This is a genomic window from Pseudomonas sp. Pse1 (genome assembly GCF_024519635.1).
In the GTDB taxonomy this organism is placed as follows: domain Bacteria; phylum Pseudomonadota; class Gammaproteobacteria; order Pseudomonadales; family Pseudomonadaceae; genus Aquipseudomonas.
This window is the reverse complement of record NZ_JALJRO010000021.1, coordinates 60,942-77,451: the sequence shown is the minus strand read 5'-3', so window position 1 is coordinate 77,451 and position 16,510 is coordinate 60,942. Positions and strand designations below refer to the sequence as shown.

The 16,510-nt window shown below is 61.1% G+C and carries 13 protein-coding genes and 2 tRNA genes; 2 read left to right on the top strand and 13 right to left on the bottom strand.

Going from position 1 to position 16,510, the window contains the following annotated elements; translation table 11 throughout:
• Positions 1-68 precede the first annotated feature (68 nt).
• From NR126_RS24110 to NR126_RS24080, 7 genes are all read right to left on the bottom strand, one after another.
• Entirely contained in the window at positions 69-1,925 is a 1,857-nt protein-coding gene (locus tag NR126_RS24110; protein WP_256831861.1) for a DUF5666 domain-containing protein, read from the bottom strand.
• Positions 1,925-2,767 (bottom strand): DUF6502 family protein, encoded by an 843-nt coding sequence (locus NR126_RS24105; protein ID WP_027618329.1) that lies wholly within the window; start codon positions 2,765-2,767, stop codon positions 1,925-1,927. The genes NR126_RS24110 and NR126_RS24105 overlap by 1 nt, the downstream gene beginning before the upstream one ends.
• 96 nt (positions 2,768-2,863) lie before the next feature.
• Entirely contained in the window at positions 2,864-3,649 is a 786-nt protein-coding gene (locus tag NR126_RS24100; protein ID WP_256831858.1) for a hypothetical protein, read from the bottom strand.
• A 259-nt stretch (positions 3,650-3,908) separates the two neighbouring features.
• Positions 3,909-4,673, bottom strand: coding sequence for an amino acid ABC transporter ATP-binding protein (locus NR126_RS24095; RefSeq protein ID WP_027618331.1), 765 nt, complete (start codon positions 4,671-4,673; stop codon positions 3,909-3,911).
• Positions 4,670-5,329 (bottom strand): amino acid ABC transporter permease, encoded by a 660-nt coding sequence (locus tag NR126_RS24090; protein ID WP_256831856.1) that lies wholly within the window; start codon positions 5,327-5,329, stop codon positions 4,670-4,672. The genes NR126_RS24095 and NR126_RS24090 overlap by 4 nt, the downstream gene beginning before the upstream one ends.
• A 10-nt stretch (positions 5,330-5,339) precedes the next feature.
• The gene (locus NR126_RS24085) at positions 5,340-5,987 is read right to left on the bottom strand and encodes an amino acid ABC transporter permease (RefSeq protein WP_256831854.1); all 648 of its coding nucleotides are present in this window, start codon (positions 5,985-5,987) and stop codon (positions 5,340-5,342) included.
• Between the two features lie 63 nt (positions 5,988-6,050).
• On the bottom strand, positions 6,051-6,839 hold the full coding sequence (locus tag NR126_RS24080; protein ID WP_256831852.1) for an ABC transporter substrate-binding protein: 789 nt from the start codon (positions 6,837-6,839) through the stop codon (positions 6,051-6,053).
• Between the two features lie 322 nt (positions 6,840-7,161).
• Between NR126_RS24080 and NR126_RS24075 the strand changes: the two genes are divergently transcribed.
• Entirely contained in the window at positions 7,162-8,412 is a 1,251-nt protein-coding gene (locus NR126_RS24075; RefSeq protein ID WP_256831849.1) for an aspartate aminotransferase family protein, read from the top strand.
• A gap of 186 nt (positions 8,413-8,598) precedes the next feature.
• Here the strand turns inward: NR126_RS24075 and NR126_RS24070 are convergent, their stop codons facing one another.
• On the bottom strand, positions 8,599-11,646 hold the full coding sequence (locus tag NR126_RS24070; RefSeq protein WP_256831846.1) for an aminotransferase class III-fold pyridoxal phosphate-dependent enzyme: 3,048 nt from the start codon (positions 11,644-11,646) through the stop codon (positions 8,599-8,601).
• A gap of 139 nt (positions 11,647-11,785) precedes the next feature.
• On the opposite strand from NR126_RS24070, the gene NR126_RS24065 reads away from it, so the two are divergent.
• Positions 11,786-12,223: an Lrp/AsnC family transcriptional regulator gene (locus NR126_RS24065; protein ID WP_027618337.1), complete on the top strand. Its 438-nt coding sequence runs from the start codon at positions 11,786-11,788 to the stop codon at positions 12,221-12,223.
• Between the two features lie 284 nt (positions 12,224-12,507).
• Here NR126_RS24065 and NR126_RS24060 read toward each other — a convergent pair.
• The 5 genes from NR126_RS24060 to NR126_RS24040 form a co-directional block, all read right to left on the bottom strand.
• A tRNA-Leu gene (locus NR126_RS24060) sits at positions 12,508-12,592 on the bottom strand.
• A gap of 292 nt (positions 12,593-12,884) precedes the next feature.
• Positions 12,885-12,958 (bottom strand) — tRNA-Cys (locus tag NR126_RS24055).
• Positions 12,959-13,180: 222 nt separating this feature from the next.
• Entirely contained in the window at positions 13,181-14,527 is a 1,347-nt protein-coding gene (locus tag NR126_RS24050; protein WP_256831928.1) for a glutamine synthetase family protein, read from the bottom strand.
• A gap of 23 nt (positions 14,528-14,550) precedes the next feature.
• Complete coding sequence (locus NR126_RS24045) at positions 14,551-15,108, bottom strand: helix-turn-helix domain-containing protein (protein WP_256831843.1); 558 nt, start codon at positions 15,106-15,108, stop codon at positions 14,551-14,553.
• 25 nt (positions 15,109-15,133) lie between these two features.
• Complete coding sequence (locus NR126_RS24040; RefSeq protein WP_256831841.1) at positions 15,134-16,423, bottom strand: FAD-binding oxidoreductase; 1,290 nt, start codon at positions 16,421-16,423, stop codon at positions 15,134-15,136.
• Between the last annotated feature and the right edge of the window lie 87 nt (positions 16,424-16,510).

The window sequence follows — 16,510 nt, the reverse complement described above, 5'->3', positions numbered from 1 at the left end:
AGTGTGATCGAATGTACCTAGCCTAGTTGCTAATTCTGCGGGTGCTGCACACTACGGTAGCGGTCAGTTTATTTTTCGATCTTTTCCGCTTTTTCGACCTTCTCAACCTTATCCAGTTTTTCCACTTTCTCCGGCCGGTCAACTTTCTCCACCTTCTCCACTGTTTCCGGCCGCTCAATCTTTTCCACTTTTTCTACCTTCTCGGGTCGTTCTACCTTTTCTACCTTTTCCGGCCGCTCAACTTTTTCGACCTTCTCGACTTTCTCCGGTCGCTCAACCTTCTCCACTTTTTCGACCCTCTCAACCTTCTCGACTTTTTCTACTTTCTCGACCTTCTCGACCTTCTCAACCTTCTCAACCTTCTCAACCTTCTCAACCTTCTCAACTTTTTCTACTTTCTCGACCTTTTCAACCTTCTCCACTTTCTCGACCCGGTCGGACGGCCCACTGCGGTCTTGCTTCTCTGGTTGCTCGACTTTCTCGACCTTGTCGGACGTGCCCGAGCGGTCGATGGACTCCGACTTGCCGCTGCCGCTGTTGTCGATCCTGTCGCTGCGGTCGTCGCCACCGCTTCTGCCGCTTCGATCATCCCGGCCGCTGTCGCCACGGCTATCGTCACTGCCTCGACCGCTGTCGCTGCGCCGATCACCACCGTCCACACTGCCTTGTCCACGCCTGTCATCGCCCGACGAGTCCGAGGAGCCCGAGTTATCGCTGCGCTGCTGCAGATCGTCGTCCGAGCGATTGTCGCGCCCGCCATGTCCGCGATTGGACACATCGACACGCTCAGGCTGGTATTCGACCCGTACGGCGCGCACTTCCCGGGCGCCGCTGAATACGCCGGTGACCCGGACCCGCTGATTGATTTCCAGCCCCGAAGACTGTTCGCCGCTGAACACCGTGCCGCGATCCACAGTGACATTGAAGCCGCCGACCACCAGTCGACGATCCTGCCGTCCTTGTACCAGGCCTTCGATCACCGCCTCGCGAACCCGGCCGGCAAACGGCGTGCTCGGGTCGGGACGACTTTGCGCGACTTCCAGTTGGCGACCGGACCATTGGCCGCGGACCAGTACTTCCTGCGCCGGCGCCACCCGGGTGCCGAGTTTCAAGCCCTGCAGGCTACCCGCGCGGTCAACCGTACCAATCGCGCTGACCTCCTTGAGGCCCGGCGCCCGCTCGATGCGACTGGCGACCACTTCGCCATTGGCATTACGCAGCCCGCTGACCCGTACCGGTTCGCCTGGGCGCAAGCCTTCGGCGACCCGTGCCCCGGCGGCGAGGCGCACCGGTTGGCCCATGACCCGCAACGGTTGCGAGGCGTTCGGCAGCCCGGTCAACGGACCTTCGTAGACGTTGAGGATCGCAATACGCCCTGCCTGCAGACCGCGTTTGCTGGCGAAGGCTTCCACCGCGACCACCTGGCCTATGGCCAAATGTGCACTGTCGGCCGGCACGCCGTTTTCACTGACGGGAACGTCCTTGCCAAAATGCACTTCCATGCCATTGACGCAGATCGAGGCGAAACCGGTGATGGTGCCGACGATGCCGGTGCCACCAATACCGCCCGGCTGCTGCACCGGCGCACCGGTGCCGCCAACGCCGCCGTTGCCGTGGTAGATCAGTTGACCATCGACACCGCCGGCTACCGCGCCGGTTCCGCCGATGCCGCCGGGACGCTGACGAGTTGGCGCGCCCGTGCCACCGACCCCGCCATTGTCGATGCCCGTGCCGCCGACGCCTCCCGGCTTGGCTCCGGTACCGCCAATCCCGCCCGGGGCCTGCAGTTGCGACGCACCGGCCATGCCCACTTCATCGCGACTGACACAGGCTGGCGACGCTAGCGCAAACGTCGGAATCCCCGCCAGCAGCGCCAGGCACTGGGCAAGGACGAACGTACGCAAGCGACGCGCAGAGAAGATCATCAGTCGGCAGCCGGCAAGGAAGTGGGGGCAGTAGGCTCAGTGTAGAAATAAAGTCCGATGGTGATGCGCTGAGGTTGATCGATTTTTCCTGCATCGGTGTTTTCAAGATCGGCAGCCAGGCTGCTGAACCCCAGCAGCAGTTGCGATCCCTCATTGCTCACAGCCTGACGCAAGGTTTCAACGCTGGCCGGCCCAAGGGCGTCATAGTGGACGCTACGCTCGAAGAACGGCCGCCCGTCGGTGCTCAAGTTGTGCACCGCGGCATTGGCATGGTCGCCCAGGTTGTGGCCGAGGTACCCGGCTTTCTCGTCGAAGCCCTTTTGCGGCACGAATGCCTCGGCTTCCAGGTGCACACAGTCCTGCTCATCGAGGCGCACCACGCCCAGGCGCAGCCACTCGTCGAGCACCACGCGGGCACGAATGTCCGTGCTGACTTTCGCCACCAGCGCATCAAAGGAGCATTCACCGCCGACACTGGCCAGGCGCGGCAACGGCAGGGTCTTGCCGGCGCTTTTGCAGAACGGCTTGCTGTTGGCCCAGACGCTCACCAGTTGTGCGCCGAGGGTGATGTTTTCAGGAAGTGCCTCAAGTGCCGAATCGTCGTCCTTGCGCAGGCGCCGGACGTCCTTGCGGTGCACACCGGTGAGCAAACTGATGCGGCTGTCGCTCGGCGGCTTGGCATCCAGCCGAAATTCGCGATCCGCCACCTCGACGAAGACCTCCTTGAGCAGGTCGACGAACACCGAAAAAGTCACGCCTTTGCGCAGCATCAGACGCACCAGGGGACGCATCACCTGGCGCAGGGCTCTGATCAGTGCAGGAGGGAGAGTGGGCGAGTGCATTCAACACATTCCTTGAGAGATACCTCCAGTATAGCGACGCGGGAAAAAATCCCATACGACTATTTCCCCGCCGCCACCTGGAAACCCTCGGTTCAGTCAGCTCCTGCTGTTGTCGTCACCCGGTTCGCCGCCGACGTGAACGCCGCGGTCATCCCCCGGTTCGCCACCCACATGATTACCACGGTCATCACCAGGCTCACCGCCCACGTGATTGCCACGGTCGTCACCAGGCTCGCCGCCAACATGATTGCCATGATCATCTCCGGATTCACCGCCAACATGATTGCCATGATCATCACCGGGCTCACCACCAACGTGATTACCGTGATCATCGCCAGCCTCTGCGTGGTTGCTGCTGCGTCCGGAGTTGGAGTTACCGGCCTGACCCTGGCCCGAGTCACCATGACCACTGCCGCTATGCCCGCTGCCACTATTGCCGCCACCAGCATGACCGCCACCGTCGCCGCCACCACTTCCACTTCCGCCATGGCCGCCTCCACCTCCGCTTCCGCCGCCGTTACCGCCACCGCCGCCGTGTCCACCGCCGTTGCCGCCACCGCCGCCACCATTACCGCCACCACCTCCACCGCCGTTACCGTTACCGCCACCACCACCACCACCACCACCACCACCACCGTGGCCTCCACCGCCTCCACCACCATTACCACCGCCACCGCCGTGGCCTCCACCACCTCCGCCGCTGCCGCCACCGTGCCCGCCACCACCTCCACCTCCACCTCCGCCACCGCCACTGCCGCCGTCTTTGGCGTAGGCGCTGGAGTCATGGGAAATCGAATCCGGGATCAACACCGTGGCTGCCGAGAGCACGCCTCCCATCGCCATCACCAACAGCGCTTTCTTGAATATCTTGTTCGTCTGCATCAGCCATCTCCCAGTCATTTACCGCGAGGAACGCTTTGTCGAGGCAGGATTTGTCCTGCGTCTGTACCACTGAATTCTTTATGTGGGATATTTTCCCACATCAGAAAGCTAGACCCGTTCCAGCGAGGGTTCAAGCGGCGCAGGGAAAAGCCGACCGGCGGTGCAGTCAGGGAAGGAGGTTGGTCTGAACGTTCAGCAACAGTACCGGGCCAACAGGCGTAAGCCGATGCCCGGCACGAGAGGGCGCAGGAAGCGCGGTTTATCTGTGCAGGTGTTTCTTCAGGAACGAGCGGGTGCGTTCCTGGGCAGGGTTCTGCAGGATTTCGTGCGGCGCGCCCTCCTCGACCACCACCCCGCCGTCCATGAACACGATACGGTCGGCAACTTCGCCAGCGAAGCGCATCTCATGGGTGACGATCAACATGGTCATGTGCTCTGCGGCCAATTGCTTCATCACCTGATTGACCTCTTCCACCAGTTCCGGGTCGAGGGCCGAGGTGGCTTCGTCGAACAGCATGACTTTCGGTTGCATCGCCAGGGCCCGGGCAATCGCTACCCGCTGCTTCTGCCCGCCGGAGAGGCGCGAGGGGTATTCATCGACCTTGTTTGCCAGGCCAACCTTGGACAGATATTCCATCGCCAACTCGCGGGAAGCCTTTTTCGTCAGGCCCTTGAGCTTGATCGGCCCCAGCGCGATGTTTTCGTACACCGTCAGGTGCGGGAACAGATTGAAGTGCTGGAACACCATGCCCATTTGCTGACGCACCGCATTGATGTGCTGTTCAAAGGCCCGGCCTTTCAACGGCCGGTTGACCTGTTCGCCGTCGAGCCAGATTTCCCCGTCGTTGAGCACTTCCAGGTGATTGATCGAGCGCAGCAGGGTGCTCTTGCCAGAGCCACTGGGGCCAATGATGGCGATGATCTGTCCACGGGCGACCGAGAGATCAATGCCCTTGAGCACTTCCAGGGCGCCGTAGGCCTTACGGGCCCCCTTCACTTCAACCATGCTTTTTTCGCTGATCATCGTGACATCTCTACCTTTTTTTCAAAAAGATGCAGGCCGGCTTCGAGCACGAGGTTGGCTGCATAGTAAATAACCGCAACGGTCAGATAGAACTCGAACGGGCTGTAGGTTTCACTCACGGCAAGCTGTGCGCTGTAGACCAACTCGGCAATCCCGATGATCGACACCAGGGAGGTGTCCTTCAGCAGCACGATCAGATTGTTGCCCAGCGGCGCGATGGTCTGGCGCAGCGCCTGCGGCACGACAATGTAAAGCTGGGTCTGGGCGCGGCTGAGGCCAATGGAGCGCGCCCCTTCTATTTGCCCCGGATCCACCGAAACCACGCCGGCACGGATCACGTCGGCGTTGTACACCGCAAAGTGCAGGCTCAGGCCGATGATTCCCGCCACCAGCGCCGGAATATCAATCCCCACTTGCACCAACCCGTAGTAGATCAGGTACAGCTGCAGCAACAGCGGCGTGCCCATCAGTAGCCAGGTGATAAAGCGCACCGGCAGCGCGAGGATTTTCGGCGCATACAAAACGATGAGTGCAAAAGCGACGCCGGCCAGCAAACTCAGGATGCTGGAACTGACAAACATCACCACCGTCCACCACAGGCCGGTGGCGAGCAGCTCGGAGTAAGGCGTGACGATACTTAGATCTAGACTCTGCATCTGAATACTCTCACTTGGCCGCGAATCGTTGATCGAGGTAGTCCACGAGGTATCGGACCGAGTAGACCATCACGATATACAACAGCGCAGAGACCAGGAAAATTTCAAACGGCTTGTAGGTTGAACTGATGAAACGCTGTGCGGTGTAAGAAAGCTCAACCACCGAAATCGTCGACACCAACGCCGAGCCCTTGATCAGCGCGACGGCGTTGACCCCCAACGGGCGAATCATCAATTTGGCCGCCTGCGGCAGCGTCACCAGCCACAAGGTCTGGTTGCGACCAAAACCGATGGAGCGCGCGGCTTCCACCTGGCCGGGGTCGACGTTGGCAATGGCGCCGCGAATGGACTCGGCCATGTAGGCGGCAATGTTCAGCCCCAGACCGATCACCCCTGCGGTAAACGGCTCCAGCTCAAGACCGATCTGCGGCCCGCCAAAATAAATGATGAACAATTGCACCAAGCAGGGAGTGCCACGGAACACGCTGATGTACAGACGTGCCAGGCAACGTAACAGGAACATCGAGGACAACCGCCCCGCCACCAGCACGATTGCCACCAGAAAACCCAGCAACAGCGCCAATACGGAGATTTGCACGGTGATCCAGGCCGCCTCGAGGAAAAACGGGAAGGTGCGCTGTATCAGTGTCAGATCCATGGGAACACTCGGAAAAGTCGGCGTGCCCGGCCCGGCTTGCGCCTGGGCCAGGGTCAATGCACATCAGCGGATATCGTTACCAATCCACTGCATCGAGATCTTTTCGTAGGTGCCATCGGCGAGCATACCGGCCAGCGCCTTCTCCAGCGTCGCCTTGAGTTCGGGGTTGTTCTTGCGCAGGGCGATGCCCATGTCCTCGATGCTGCCTTCACCCGCCGGCGGGGTGATGATGCGCACCTTCTGCCCGGTCTGCTTGACCGCCACCAGCACCGGCACACTGTCCATCACCAGCGCATCGATGCGCCCGGCGTCGAGGTCGACGAGCATTTCCGGCAGGCCTTTATAGGTCCGCACCTTGAGGTTGCCACGTGCCCTTGCCCATTTATCGTGAGCGTCGCCCAGGGTCACGCCGACGGTGACGTCCTTGAGCTGATCGACGCTGTTGATCGGGGAGTTTTCCTTGACCACGATGGTGCGTCCGGCACGGTAGTAGGGACCGACGAAATCCACGGCCTTCTGGCGCTCCGGGGTGATGGTCATGGACGCGACGATGGCGTCGTATTTTTTCGCCAGCAGCCCGGCGATGATCCCGTCGAACGGCGTGGTGATGATCTTCACCTTGACCCCCATGCGCTCCGCCAGCGCCTCACTGATGGAGGCGTCGAAACCGACAATCTGGTTCTGCTCGTTGGCAAAGCTGAAGGGTGAATATTGACCGCTCATGGCGATGCGGATCTCTTTGGCGTTCTCGATCGACTGCAAATCATCTGCGTGCACGGCGCAGGTGGCGAACAGCGCGGAGGCTGCAATGGTGGAAGCGACGATCAGACCCTTGAGCTTTTTAGTCAGCATTGGATGGCACCTTGGAAGAATAATTATTTGGTTTTCGAGGGTTTATTACCCAGCCTTCACGAAAAAGTTTTGCATAGGCAAATGTGGAAAGCACCCGGCAAGGCGTCAGCCTGCCTGACACATTGCCGGAGTTGGCCGACACTATGTCGCGTCGAGGGCAAAAGCCCTGTTGTAGAGCACTGCCGAGGGCCTTTGCAAAGTCGTGGTGCGATAGCTGCGTTCAATAGTTTATGGAATGACTGAGGCATTTCTTTTCGCTTGTGGTGAGCGGCTGATCCTCGCTCTCATGGGATAAAAATCCCCTGCAGCCAGGAACCGCAAAATGCCTCAAGCGTCCATCAGTGAGTCCATCGCCATCGTCCATCCGCTGACCTTGAGTCACGGCAACAATGCCCATGTCTGGGACACCGACGGCAAGCGCTACATCGATTTTATCGGCGGCATTGGCGTGCTCAACCTGGGGCATTGCCATCGGAAGATTGTCGAGGCGGTGTGCAACCAGGCCACGCGCCTGACCCACTACGCGTTCAACGCCGCGCCCCATCAACCCTACAAACAATTGATGGCGCGTCTGGCCGAGTTCATCCCGGTGTCCTACCCGGTCAGCGGCATGTTGACCAACAGTGGCGCCGAAGCGGCCGAGAATGCGCTGAAAATCGCCCGCGCCGCCACCGGCCGCACCGCAGTGATTGCCTTCGACGGCGGCTTCCATGGACGCACCCTGGCGACCCTCAACCTCAACGGCAAAGTCGCGCCCTACAAGCAGCGCGTCGGCGTCTTGCCGGGCCCTGTCTATCACCTGCCCTACCCGAGTGCGGACAATGGCGTGACCTCCCAGGACGCGCTGAAGGCCATGGATCGCCTGTTCAGTGTCGAGATCGACGTCAATGAAGTGGCCTGTTTCATTGTCGAACCGGTGCAGGGCGAAGGCGGCTTTCTGGCCCTCGATCCGCTGTTCGCGCAAGCGCTGCGCAAGTTCTGCGACGAGCACGGCATTCTGCTGATCGCCGATGAAATCCAGTCCGGCTTCGGCCGTACCGGACAGCGCTTTGCCTTCAGCCGCCTGGGCATCGAACCGGACCTGATCCTGCTCGGCAAAAGCATCGCCGGTGGTCTGCCACTGGGCGCGGTAGTCGGTAAAAAGCCCCTGCTCGACACCCTGCCCAAAGGTGGACTCGGCGGCACCTATTCGGGCAATCCAATCGCCTGCGCGGCGGCGCTGGCCACCCTCGACGAAATGAGCGACGCCAACCTGTCGGCCTGGGGCGAACGCCAGGAACAGGCGATCGTCCGCCGTTACCAGGCCTGGCAGCAGAGCAAGCTTTCGCCCTACCTGGGCAGGCTGACTGGGGTTGGGGCGATGCGCGGGATCGAGCTGATCACCCCTGAAGGCGCACCCGCCACGGCGGTCCTTGCCCAGCTGTTGGAGAGTGCCCGAAACAACGGTTTACTGCTGATGCCCAGCGGCAAATCACGGCACATCATCCGCTTGCTGGCACCGTTGACCATTGAGTTGGAAGTGCTGGAAGAGGGGCTGGATATTTTTGAGCGGTGTCTGGTGGCGATTGGTTGAATCCAACATAATGGCTGAATGAGAGACCGCTATCGCCAGCAGGCTGGCTCCTACAGGGGTTGGCGGTCGAACAGCATGCACCACACATCCACTGTAGGAGCGAGCCTGCTCGCGATGAGGCCGGGACAGTCAACTGGTTGTTGACTAACATGCCGCCATCGCGGGTAAGGCCGCTCCTACAGGGGATTACCGCAATGCCGCCTCGAAGCTTTCATCCAGCACTTCCAACAGGAAGTCCGCATTACCCCGGCTGAAAATCATCGATGGGCGCATCTTCAGCACATTGTCGAACGGGCCTTCGGTGCCGATCAGAATCCCACGCTCCCTGGCCCCATCAGCGACCTTCTTCGCCAGTTGGGTTGCCGGTACTTTGGTCTTGCGATCGGTGACCAATTCGATCCCGAGGAACAACCCCTGGCCGCGCACATCGCCAATCACGTCGTAGCGTTGCTGCAATTTGCGGAAGCCCTCAAGCAAGTAGTTGCCCACGGTCAGCGCATTGAGTTTCAGGTCATCGCGCTCGATCACATCGAGCACCGACAAGCCCACCGCGCAGGACACCGGACTACCGGCAAAGGTGTTGAAGTACTCCATGCCATTGTTGAAGCTGTCGGCCATTTCCCGCGTGGTCACCACTGCCGACATCGGATGGCCGTTGCCGATCGGCTTGCCCATAGACACCGCATCCGGCACCACGCCCTGCGTCTCAAACGCCCACCAGTGGCTACCGACACGACCGAACCCGACCTGCACTTCGTCGGCCAGGCACACACCGCCCTCGGCGCGCACCATGGCATACACCTCCTTCAGGTAGTTCTCAGGGAAGAACAACTGCCCGGCAACGCTGGGGATCGACTCCGCGAGGAAGAACGCCGGTGCCCTGCCCTGCTTGCGCATGCTGTCGATCTGCTCGGCGACGCTCTCGGCAAAGCGCTTGCCCATGTCCTCGAACGCCCAGTCCTCCGGCGCCCGATACGGATCCGGCACCGCTGCTTCGAACACGTGCGCAGCTCGGCCCTTGCCGGCCTTGCGCTTGTACTTGTATGGGCTCAGGTCGATCAGTTCCTGGGTGGTGCCGTGGTAGGCCCAATCCAGCACAATCGCCTCGTCGCGCCCAGTGTGATTGCGCGCCATGCGCAGCATCAGGCTGTTGGCTTCGCTGCCCGAGCAACCAAAAGACGCCACCGCCAGGCCTTCGGGCAAGGTCGCCGTCAGGCGCTCGGCGTACTCGACAATATTGTCGTGCAGATAACGGGTGTTGGTGTTTAGCCGCCCGGCCTGGCGCGACAGCGCGTCGACCACATCCGGATGGCAGTGGCCGAGGTGGCAGACGTTGTTGAAGCAATCCAGATACGCCCGGCCAAAATTATCGATCAGCCAAACCCCATCCCCACGCACAAACTTGATCGGATCGGAATAGGAAATCGACAGGTTGGGCAGCAGCAACTCCTTGCGCTTGGCGACGATCTCGGCCTTGGTCCGACCGTCCTGGCTGTAGGTTTCCGGCGGAATGCCGGCGAGGGTCGAAGCGTCGGGGAACAGGTCGGCCCAGACATCCAGGTAAGCCACCTCACCAACGCCAATGAACTCGCTGGCTTGCAAACCGATGTCGGTGGACATCTGGAAATGCACGTGGGGAATCCAGCCGCCATTTTCCGTATCGGCGCCCATATGCCCGACCAGCGCGCCGGCTTCCAAATACTCACCCGGCTGCAGACGGTCGAGGGCTTCATGGGCCATGTGGCCCCACAAAGTCAGGAACGGTGGGCAACCCTCGGGCGAGTGCTTGAGCATGATCACACCGCCGTAGCCCAGCGGCTCGCGCTCGACCTCGACGCTCTGCACCACCCCGGCCACCGGGGTGTACAGCGGCGTGCCGGCGGGCATGATCAAGTCGACACCGACGTGAATGATCCGCCGCTGGCCTTCAATGAAGCGCGACTCGAATGCCGTGTCGGTGTAGATGGTCCGCGCTTCGCCCCAAGGGCCGATGCCCAGCGGCACTTTGTGTTCGGCGGAAAAATCTTCCCACCATTGTGTCGCTTCAGCAGGACGCTGTTCGGCGGAGGCAATGGTCATCACATGGGACGCATCACCAAACGGCGCGATGACCTTGTTCATGCTCGCCGCCGACGGCCGCACGATATCGGCGAACGACTTGCTGTTCTGCGCCACCCAGCGGCGAATCGCCCCGGCGCCCTCAATCGCATCGAAGCCGCAAGCCTTGCGCAGAATCGCCGTGGCCAGGCGCGGGTTCATCCGGTCCATTTTTTCCAGCAGGCGCCAGGCCGGCGCTTCGCTGATGGCCAGGTACGGATTGTCCTCGGTGCGGTCGTGGCGCGAGGCGGACAAGGTGACGCTGGTCACCAGGCGCATGGCGATCAGGTTGAACAGGACGTCGAGCTCCTCCGCCTGCAGCGGGTACTGCTCATGAAAACCGGCAGCCAGCGCCGCGGCCGCTCCGATCGGGTCTTGCATGTCGAGAATCGAATAGGCGCAGGTGATGGCGACTTCGGCGATCAGCACGGTGTGCACCGCGTCGCCAAAATCGATGATCCCCGAGACCTTCTGCTGATCCTCGGAGTCGACCAGGATATTCCAGTCGTTGCCGTCGTTATGAATGATCTGCGTGCGCAGGCGCGCCAGTTGCGGTTGCACGTTTTGCTCGAAGCTATCGATGAAGCGTTCGAGGATCGCGCGCTTTTCCAGGTCTTTGACAAAGTGCAGACGCGAGCGAGAACGGGCGGCATGACGCAGATCCCAATCAAAATCGCGCACCGCGCCAGGATGCATGAAGCCTTGCAGCGCGCGGTCCACGGCACCGAAGGCCCGGCCCAGGCTGCGCATTAATGGCGTGGTACGGGGAACCTCGGCCAGCGGCGTACCGTGCAGCCAACTGACCAGCCGCACCGCGTGTTGCTCGCCGGTCGGCGCGACGGCCGAGGCAAGGAATTCGCCGTCCAGACTGCGCTTGAGAAACGGCACGCTCAGTTCGGGACTGTGACGGGCGAGGTGACTGAGCAAGGCCGTCTGAAACTCACTTTCGACCCGTGGCTCGGAGGCGTTGACGACTTTTAGAATCCACCCGGCATCGGTGTCGGTCTTCAACCGATAGTTGCGGTCGCGCTCGCCATCCAACGGCGTCGCCGTACCGATCACGTTGAAAAGCTGCTCGCCGAGTTTTTCGGCATCCCCGGTGGAGAACTGCGGGGCAGGATGGGAGAGGATTGTCATGGTAATTGTTTTCCAAGCCATTTTTTTCAGATAGCTTGGCACGCAACGCCTGGGACGGCAGTAGGTATACGGTCGACTTCAGCCTGCATATTGTCGGAATCGACCGGCACAATTTCGGTAGCAAAAAAGGGAAGTTCGGATGCGAGACCTGGACAGCAAAGATCGCGAAATACTCGAGATACTTTCCAAAGAAGCGCGCATTGCCCTGAAGGCCCTGGCAGCGCGCATCGGCCTCTCCCGCAGCGCCACCAGCGAGCGGGTGATCAATCTGGAACGCAGCGGCGTGATCCGCGGTTATCGCGCCGACATCGGAGAAATTGACGCCCACGTCATCCGCGCCATCCTCCTGGTCAGCCTCAAACGCACCCCGGCCATGGGCCTGCTCGACCTGCTCGCACAAAACTCCCAGGTGCGCCGGGTGTCTTCAGTCAGCGGCCAGCTTGACCTGGTGATCGAGGTTGAAGCCCGGACCATTGACGACCTGAATCGGGTCAGGGATGCGGTTGCCAGTCATGAAAGTGTTGAGGACATCACCACGGCGGTGGTGTTGCGCCGGGATATTGATCGGCAGAGTTAGGGGCTCGTGCAGCCGTCATCTACCACAATTTTCTGCGTCTTTAACTTCAGGCGCATACTCAAGCTTAACGAGTAACGTTTAGCGTTACGCACCATGATGGGCAGTTTCAGATGCGCTGACACTCAAGCACTGTTCACCACTGGATATACGCGGCGCTGGTCAGAAGATAATTGAAGTGGTGCAACGGCTGGTTGCCTGATCCAGCCCTGATAACAAAAAAGCCCCGCCAGCTCTATGCCTGCGGGGCTTTTTGATAAGGCTTGGTAAAGCCAGAGAAGCGAATATGGTGCCCCGAGCCGGAATCGAACCGGCACGCCCTTCGGCGGCAGATTTTAAGTCTGATGTGTCTACCAATTTCACCATCGGGGCATGGGAAATCCAAAAGCAGGGGCAGATTTAACCCTAAAACAAAACCAGAATCAATCACTTAGGTTAGCGAGTCATGACCGACCGTGAGGATTACTCGGCAGAGACGCGCATCAGCTGGACTTCAGGCCAAGACGATCAACAGAATCGGTCGACTGCAGCCTGTCATCACCCTGACCACGGGCGCCCCCAGCGTGCACAGTTGCGGAACACCAGTCGAAAACTGCGGAACACATGCCTTTCCTGAAGATATAAAAAAACCCCGTAACTCATTGAGCTACGGGGTTTTCAATAGTGGAGGCCGAGGTCGGAATCGAACCGGCGTAGGTGGATTTGCAATCCACTGCATAACCATTTTGCTACTCGGCCTCAAACGTCGGATGCATTAACAACAACATCAAACGCAAACAACTTGAGAAGGAAACTGCATTTCTATCCAGTTTCAACTCTTTGATTTCTAAAGAGTTTTTCTCTTTCCCTAAGCAGGAATGGACGCAATTCTGGACTGCTTCCGGTGTCCTGTCAAGGACGAAAAGTAAAAAATCTCAAGGTTTTCAATTCACTGGCCCACTTTGCCGGTGGGCCGGTGCTTTACAGGTACCAGCGGTATTCCCGAGCGTGGATTTCCTGGAGGAAGGCCTGGTGGTCCTGGCGTTTGTTTTCGCAGTAGACGTCGACGAACTCGGCGCCCAGCCCTTCGCGCAGGCGAGACTGGTGTTGCATCTGGCGCACGGCTTCGAGGATGTCGAGGGGGAAGTCGATGCCGCTGTTGCGGTCGTCATTGAGCGGCGGGATGGGTTCGCGGGCGGCGTCGAGGCCTTGTTCGAGACCCACGAGGATTGCGGCGAGGACCAAGTAGGGGTTGGCGTCGGCGCCGGCCAGGCGGTGTTCGATGCGCAGGTTTTTCGCGTCGGACTCGGGGATCCGCACGCAGGCGTCGCGGTCTTCGAAGCCCCAGCTGGCGCGGGTGGCGGCGTTGACGGTGCCGCCCAGGCGGCGGTAGGCGTTCTGGTTCGGGGCGAAGATCGGCATGCAGTGCGGCAGCAGTTCCAGGCAGCCGGCGACGGCGTGGCGCAACGCCTGCTGCTCATTGGCGGCCAGCAGATTCTGGCCTTCAGCGTCGTAGAGGCTGACGTGGACGTGCATGCCGCTGCCCGGATGTTGCAGGTACGGTTTGGCCATGAAGCTGGCGCGGTAGCCGTGCTTGAGGGCGACGCCACGGGTGCTGCGGCAGAACAAGGCGGCCCAGTCGGCGGCTTGCAGGCCGTCGTCGAGATGGCCGAAGTTGATTTCGAACTGGCCGGGGCCGAGTTCGGCGGTGATCACCGTGGTGTCGATACCCTGCAGGCGCGCGGTCTCGACCATGTCATCGAGCACCGGGGAGAACCGCGACAGACGTTCGATGTGCATGTTCGGCTGGTCGTCGCAGTCGTCCGTGAGGCCGTCGCGAGGGAACTGCGGCAGGCCGTCGCGCAGTTGTTTGTCGAACAGGTAGAACTCCAACTCGAAGGCCACCACCGGGTGAATGCCTTTGCCACGCAGGCGCTGCAGCACCTGGGCCAGCACTTCCCGGGGTTCGAATTCGATCGGGCTGGCGGTGCCGTCGGAGGTGATCAGCATCTGCCCCAGGGGCTGCGACTCCCATGTCACCGGCTTGAGCGTGCCTGGAACCAGGCGGCGCACCGCGTCTGGGTCGCCGTCGTGGAAACAGTAGTCGCCGATCTTGAACAGCCCGCCCTGCACCCCCAGCAGCACGCAGTTCTGCGGCAGCTTGAGGGCGCTGCCGGCGGCGACTTTTTCGAGCATGTCGATCGGGTAGCGCTTGCCATAAAAGTGCCCCGGGATGTCCAGGGAGATGAGGTCGACGTAACGCACCTCGGGGTAGCGTTGGCGAAAAGCCCGTACTTCGGCCAACAGATCAGAGCAGACAGCGTCCATCATCAAGGTTCCCGTTGTTGTTATCAGGTGTAGACCCACAGCACGCGCGTGAGTTGGTCGGTCAGGTTGCCGTAGCGGCAGCGGGTGTGGCTGTCGAGCTGAAAGCTGTCGCCGGCCAGCAGGGTCACCGGTTCATCGTCGCCGTCCAGCCACAGGGTCAGTTCGCCTTCGAGCACGTAGCCGCCCTGCTCCGAGCTGTCGGTCAGGTGCCGGTCGCCGCTGTTGGCCCCGGCTTCCAGACGGCTTTCGAGCATGGAAAAGCTCGAACGCATTTTCGGCGAGACCAGGATGTCGGTGATGCCGTTGGCGAAATACAGGGTGCGGCGCTCATCGGGCCGGGTGACCCACGGCAGCACCTTGGGTTTCGGCAGGCTGTAGAAATAGGTGGTGGGCACGCCGAGGGTTTCGCTGATCGCGGTCAGGTCGGCCACGGTCGGGCGCGACAGGCCACGTTCGACCTGGGACAGGAAGCCCACCGAGCGGTCGATTTTGTCGGCCAGTTCCTTGAGCGTGTATTTCTTGTGCTTGCGCAGGTCGTGAATCAGGATCGCCAGCGCAGCGATTTCTTCTTGCTTGTTCATCGCAAAAATTCCGGAAGAGGTGGGCTCATATGCTGTCGCGCAAGCGATACCAGGCCTTGCCGATGGCTTCCAGCGGCGCCGCGAAGTATTTGCCGCCGGGGAAACTGTCATTGCGCAGTCCCTGGTACAGCGCCAGTTCGTCGTCATCGCCGAGGATCGCCGCGGACACGGCTCGAGCGGCGGCCAGGGTTGGCAGCACGCCGTGCCCCGAGTAGCCCTGCAGCCAGTACAGATCGCCGCTGCGGCCGATGTCCGGGGTGCGCTTGAGTGTCAGGTCGATGTGCCCGCCCCAGGTGTATTCCAGTTCCACGCCCTTGAGCTGGGGGAATACCCGTTCGAGAAATGGCCGGGTGGCCGCGCCTATGTCCTTGGGCATGCCGCCGAGGTAGGTGCAGCCGCCGCCAAACAGCAGGCGGTGGTCCGGGGTGCGGCGGAAGTAGTCGAGGACGAACTGGTTGTCGGTGACGCAGACGTTGCCGGGCAGCAAGGCCTCGGCCTGTTCCGGGGCCAGCGGCGCGGTGGCGACCTGGTAAGTGCCCACCGGCAATACGCAACTGGCCCGTTGCGGGTCGAGTTTGTCGAGGTAGGCATTGCAGGCCAGTACCAGCACGTCGGCGCGAATCTGCCCGCGCTCGGTGCTGACCACATAACGCCCGCCCTCCTCGCGATAATTCAGCGCCTTGCTCTGTTCATAGATATGCCCGCCGGCGCGCTCGATGGCAGCGGCCAGACCCAAGGCCAGTTTCAGTGGGTTGAGGTGTCCGCCTTCGGGGTCGAACAGACCCGCCTGGTAGCGCTCGCTGGCGACCCATTGCGGCAGCTGTTCACGGGAGATGAATTGCAGGGCGTCATGGCCCCACTTGTGGCTGGCCTCGTGTTGCCATTCGGTGAGAATGCTGACCCGCCGTGGCATCACCGCCGTCCATAAATGCCCGGGGCGATAGTCGCAGTCGAAGCCATGACGTCCCGGCAGTTCACGCAGTTCCTGCCCCGCCCAGCGCATGCTGTCCCACAACCGGCGAGCGCGCTCGTAACCCAGCGCCGCCTCCAGCGGTGGCATGTCGCACGACCAGCCAAGAATCGCCTGGCCGCCATTGCGCCCCGAGGCCGCCCAGGCCACCCGACTGGCTTCCAGCAGGGTCACGCGCTTGCCCGCCAGGGCCAGGCGCAACGCGGTGTGCAGGCCACTGAAGCCGGCGCCAATGATCAGCACCTCGGTGTCCTGCTCGCTCTCCAGCGCCGGGCGCTGCAGCAAACGATCGGCACAACTGTGGGCGTAGTAGCTGGCGACATGCTGGGAGGACTGTAGGAACATTCGGGCACCATGAAATTATGTTTTTATAATTTCATGAAAAACTACAGTATAAATTTCACGCAAGCAACCGCAGTCAGAAACCGGGGC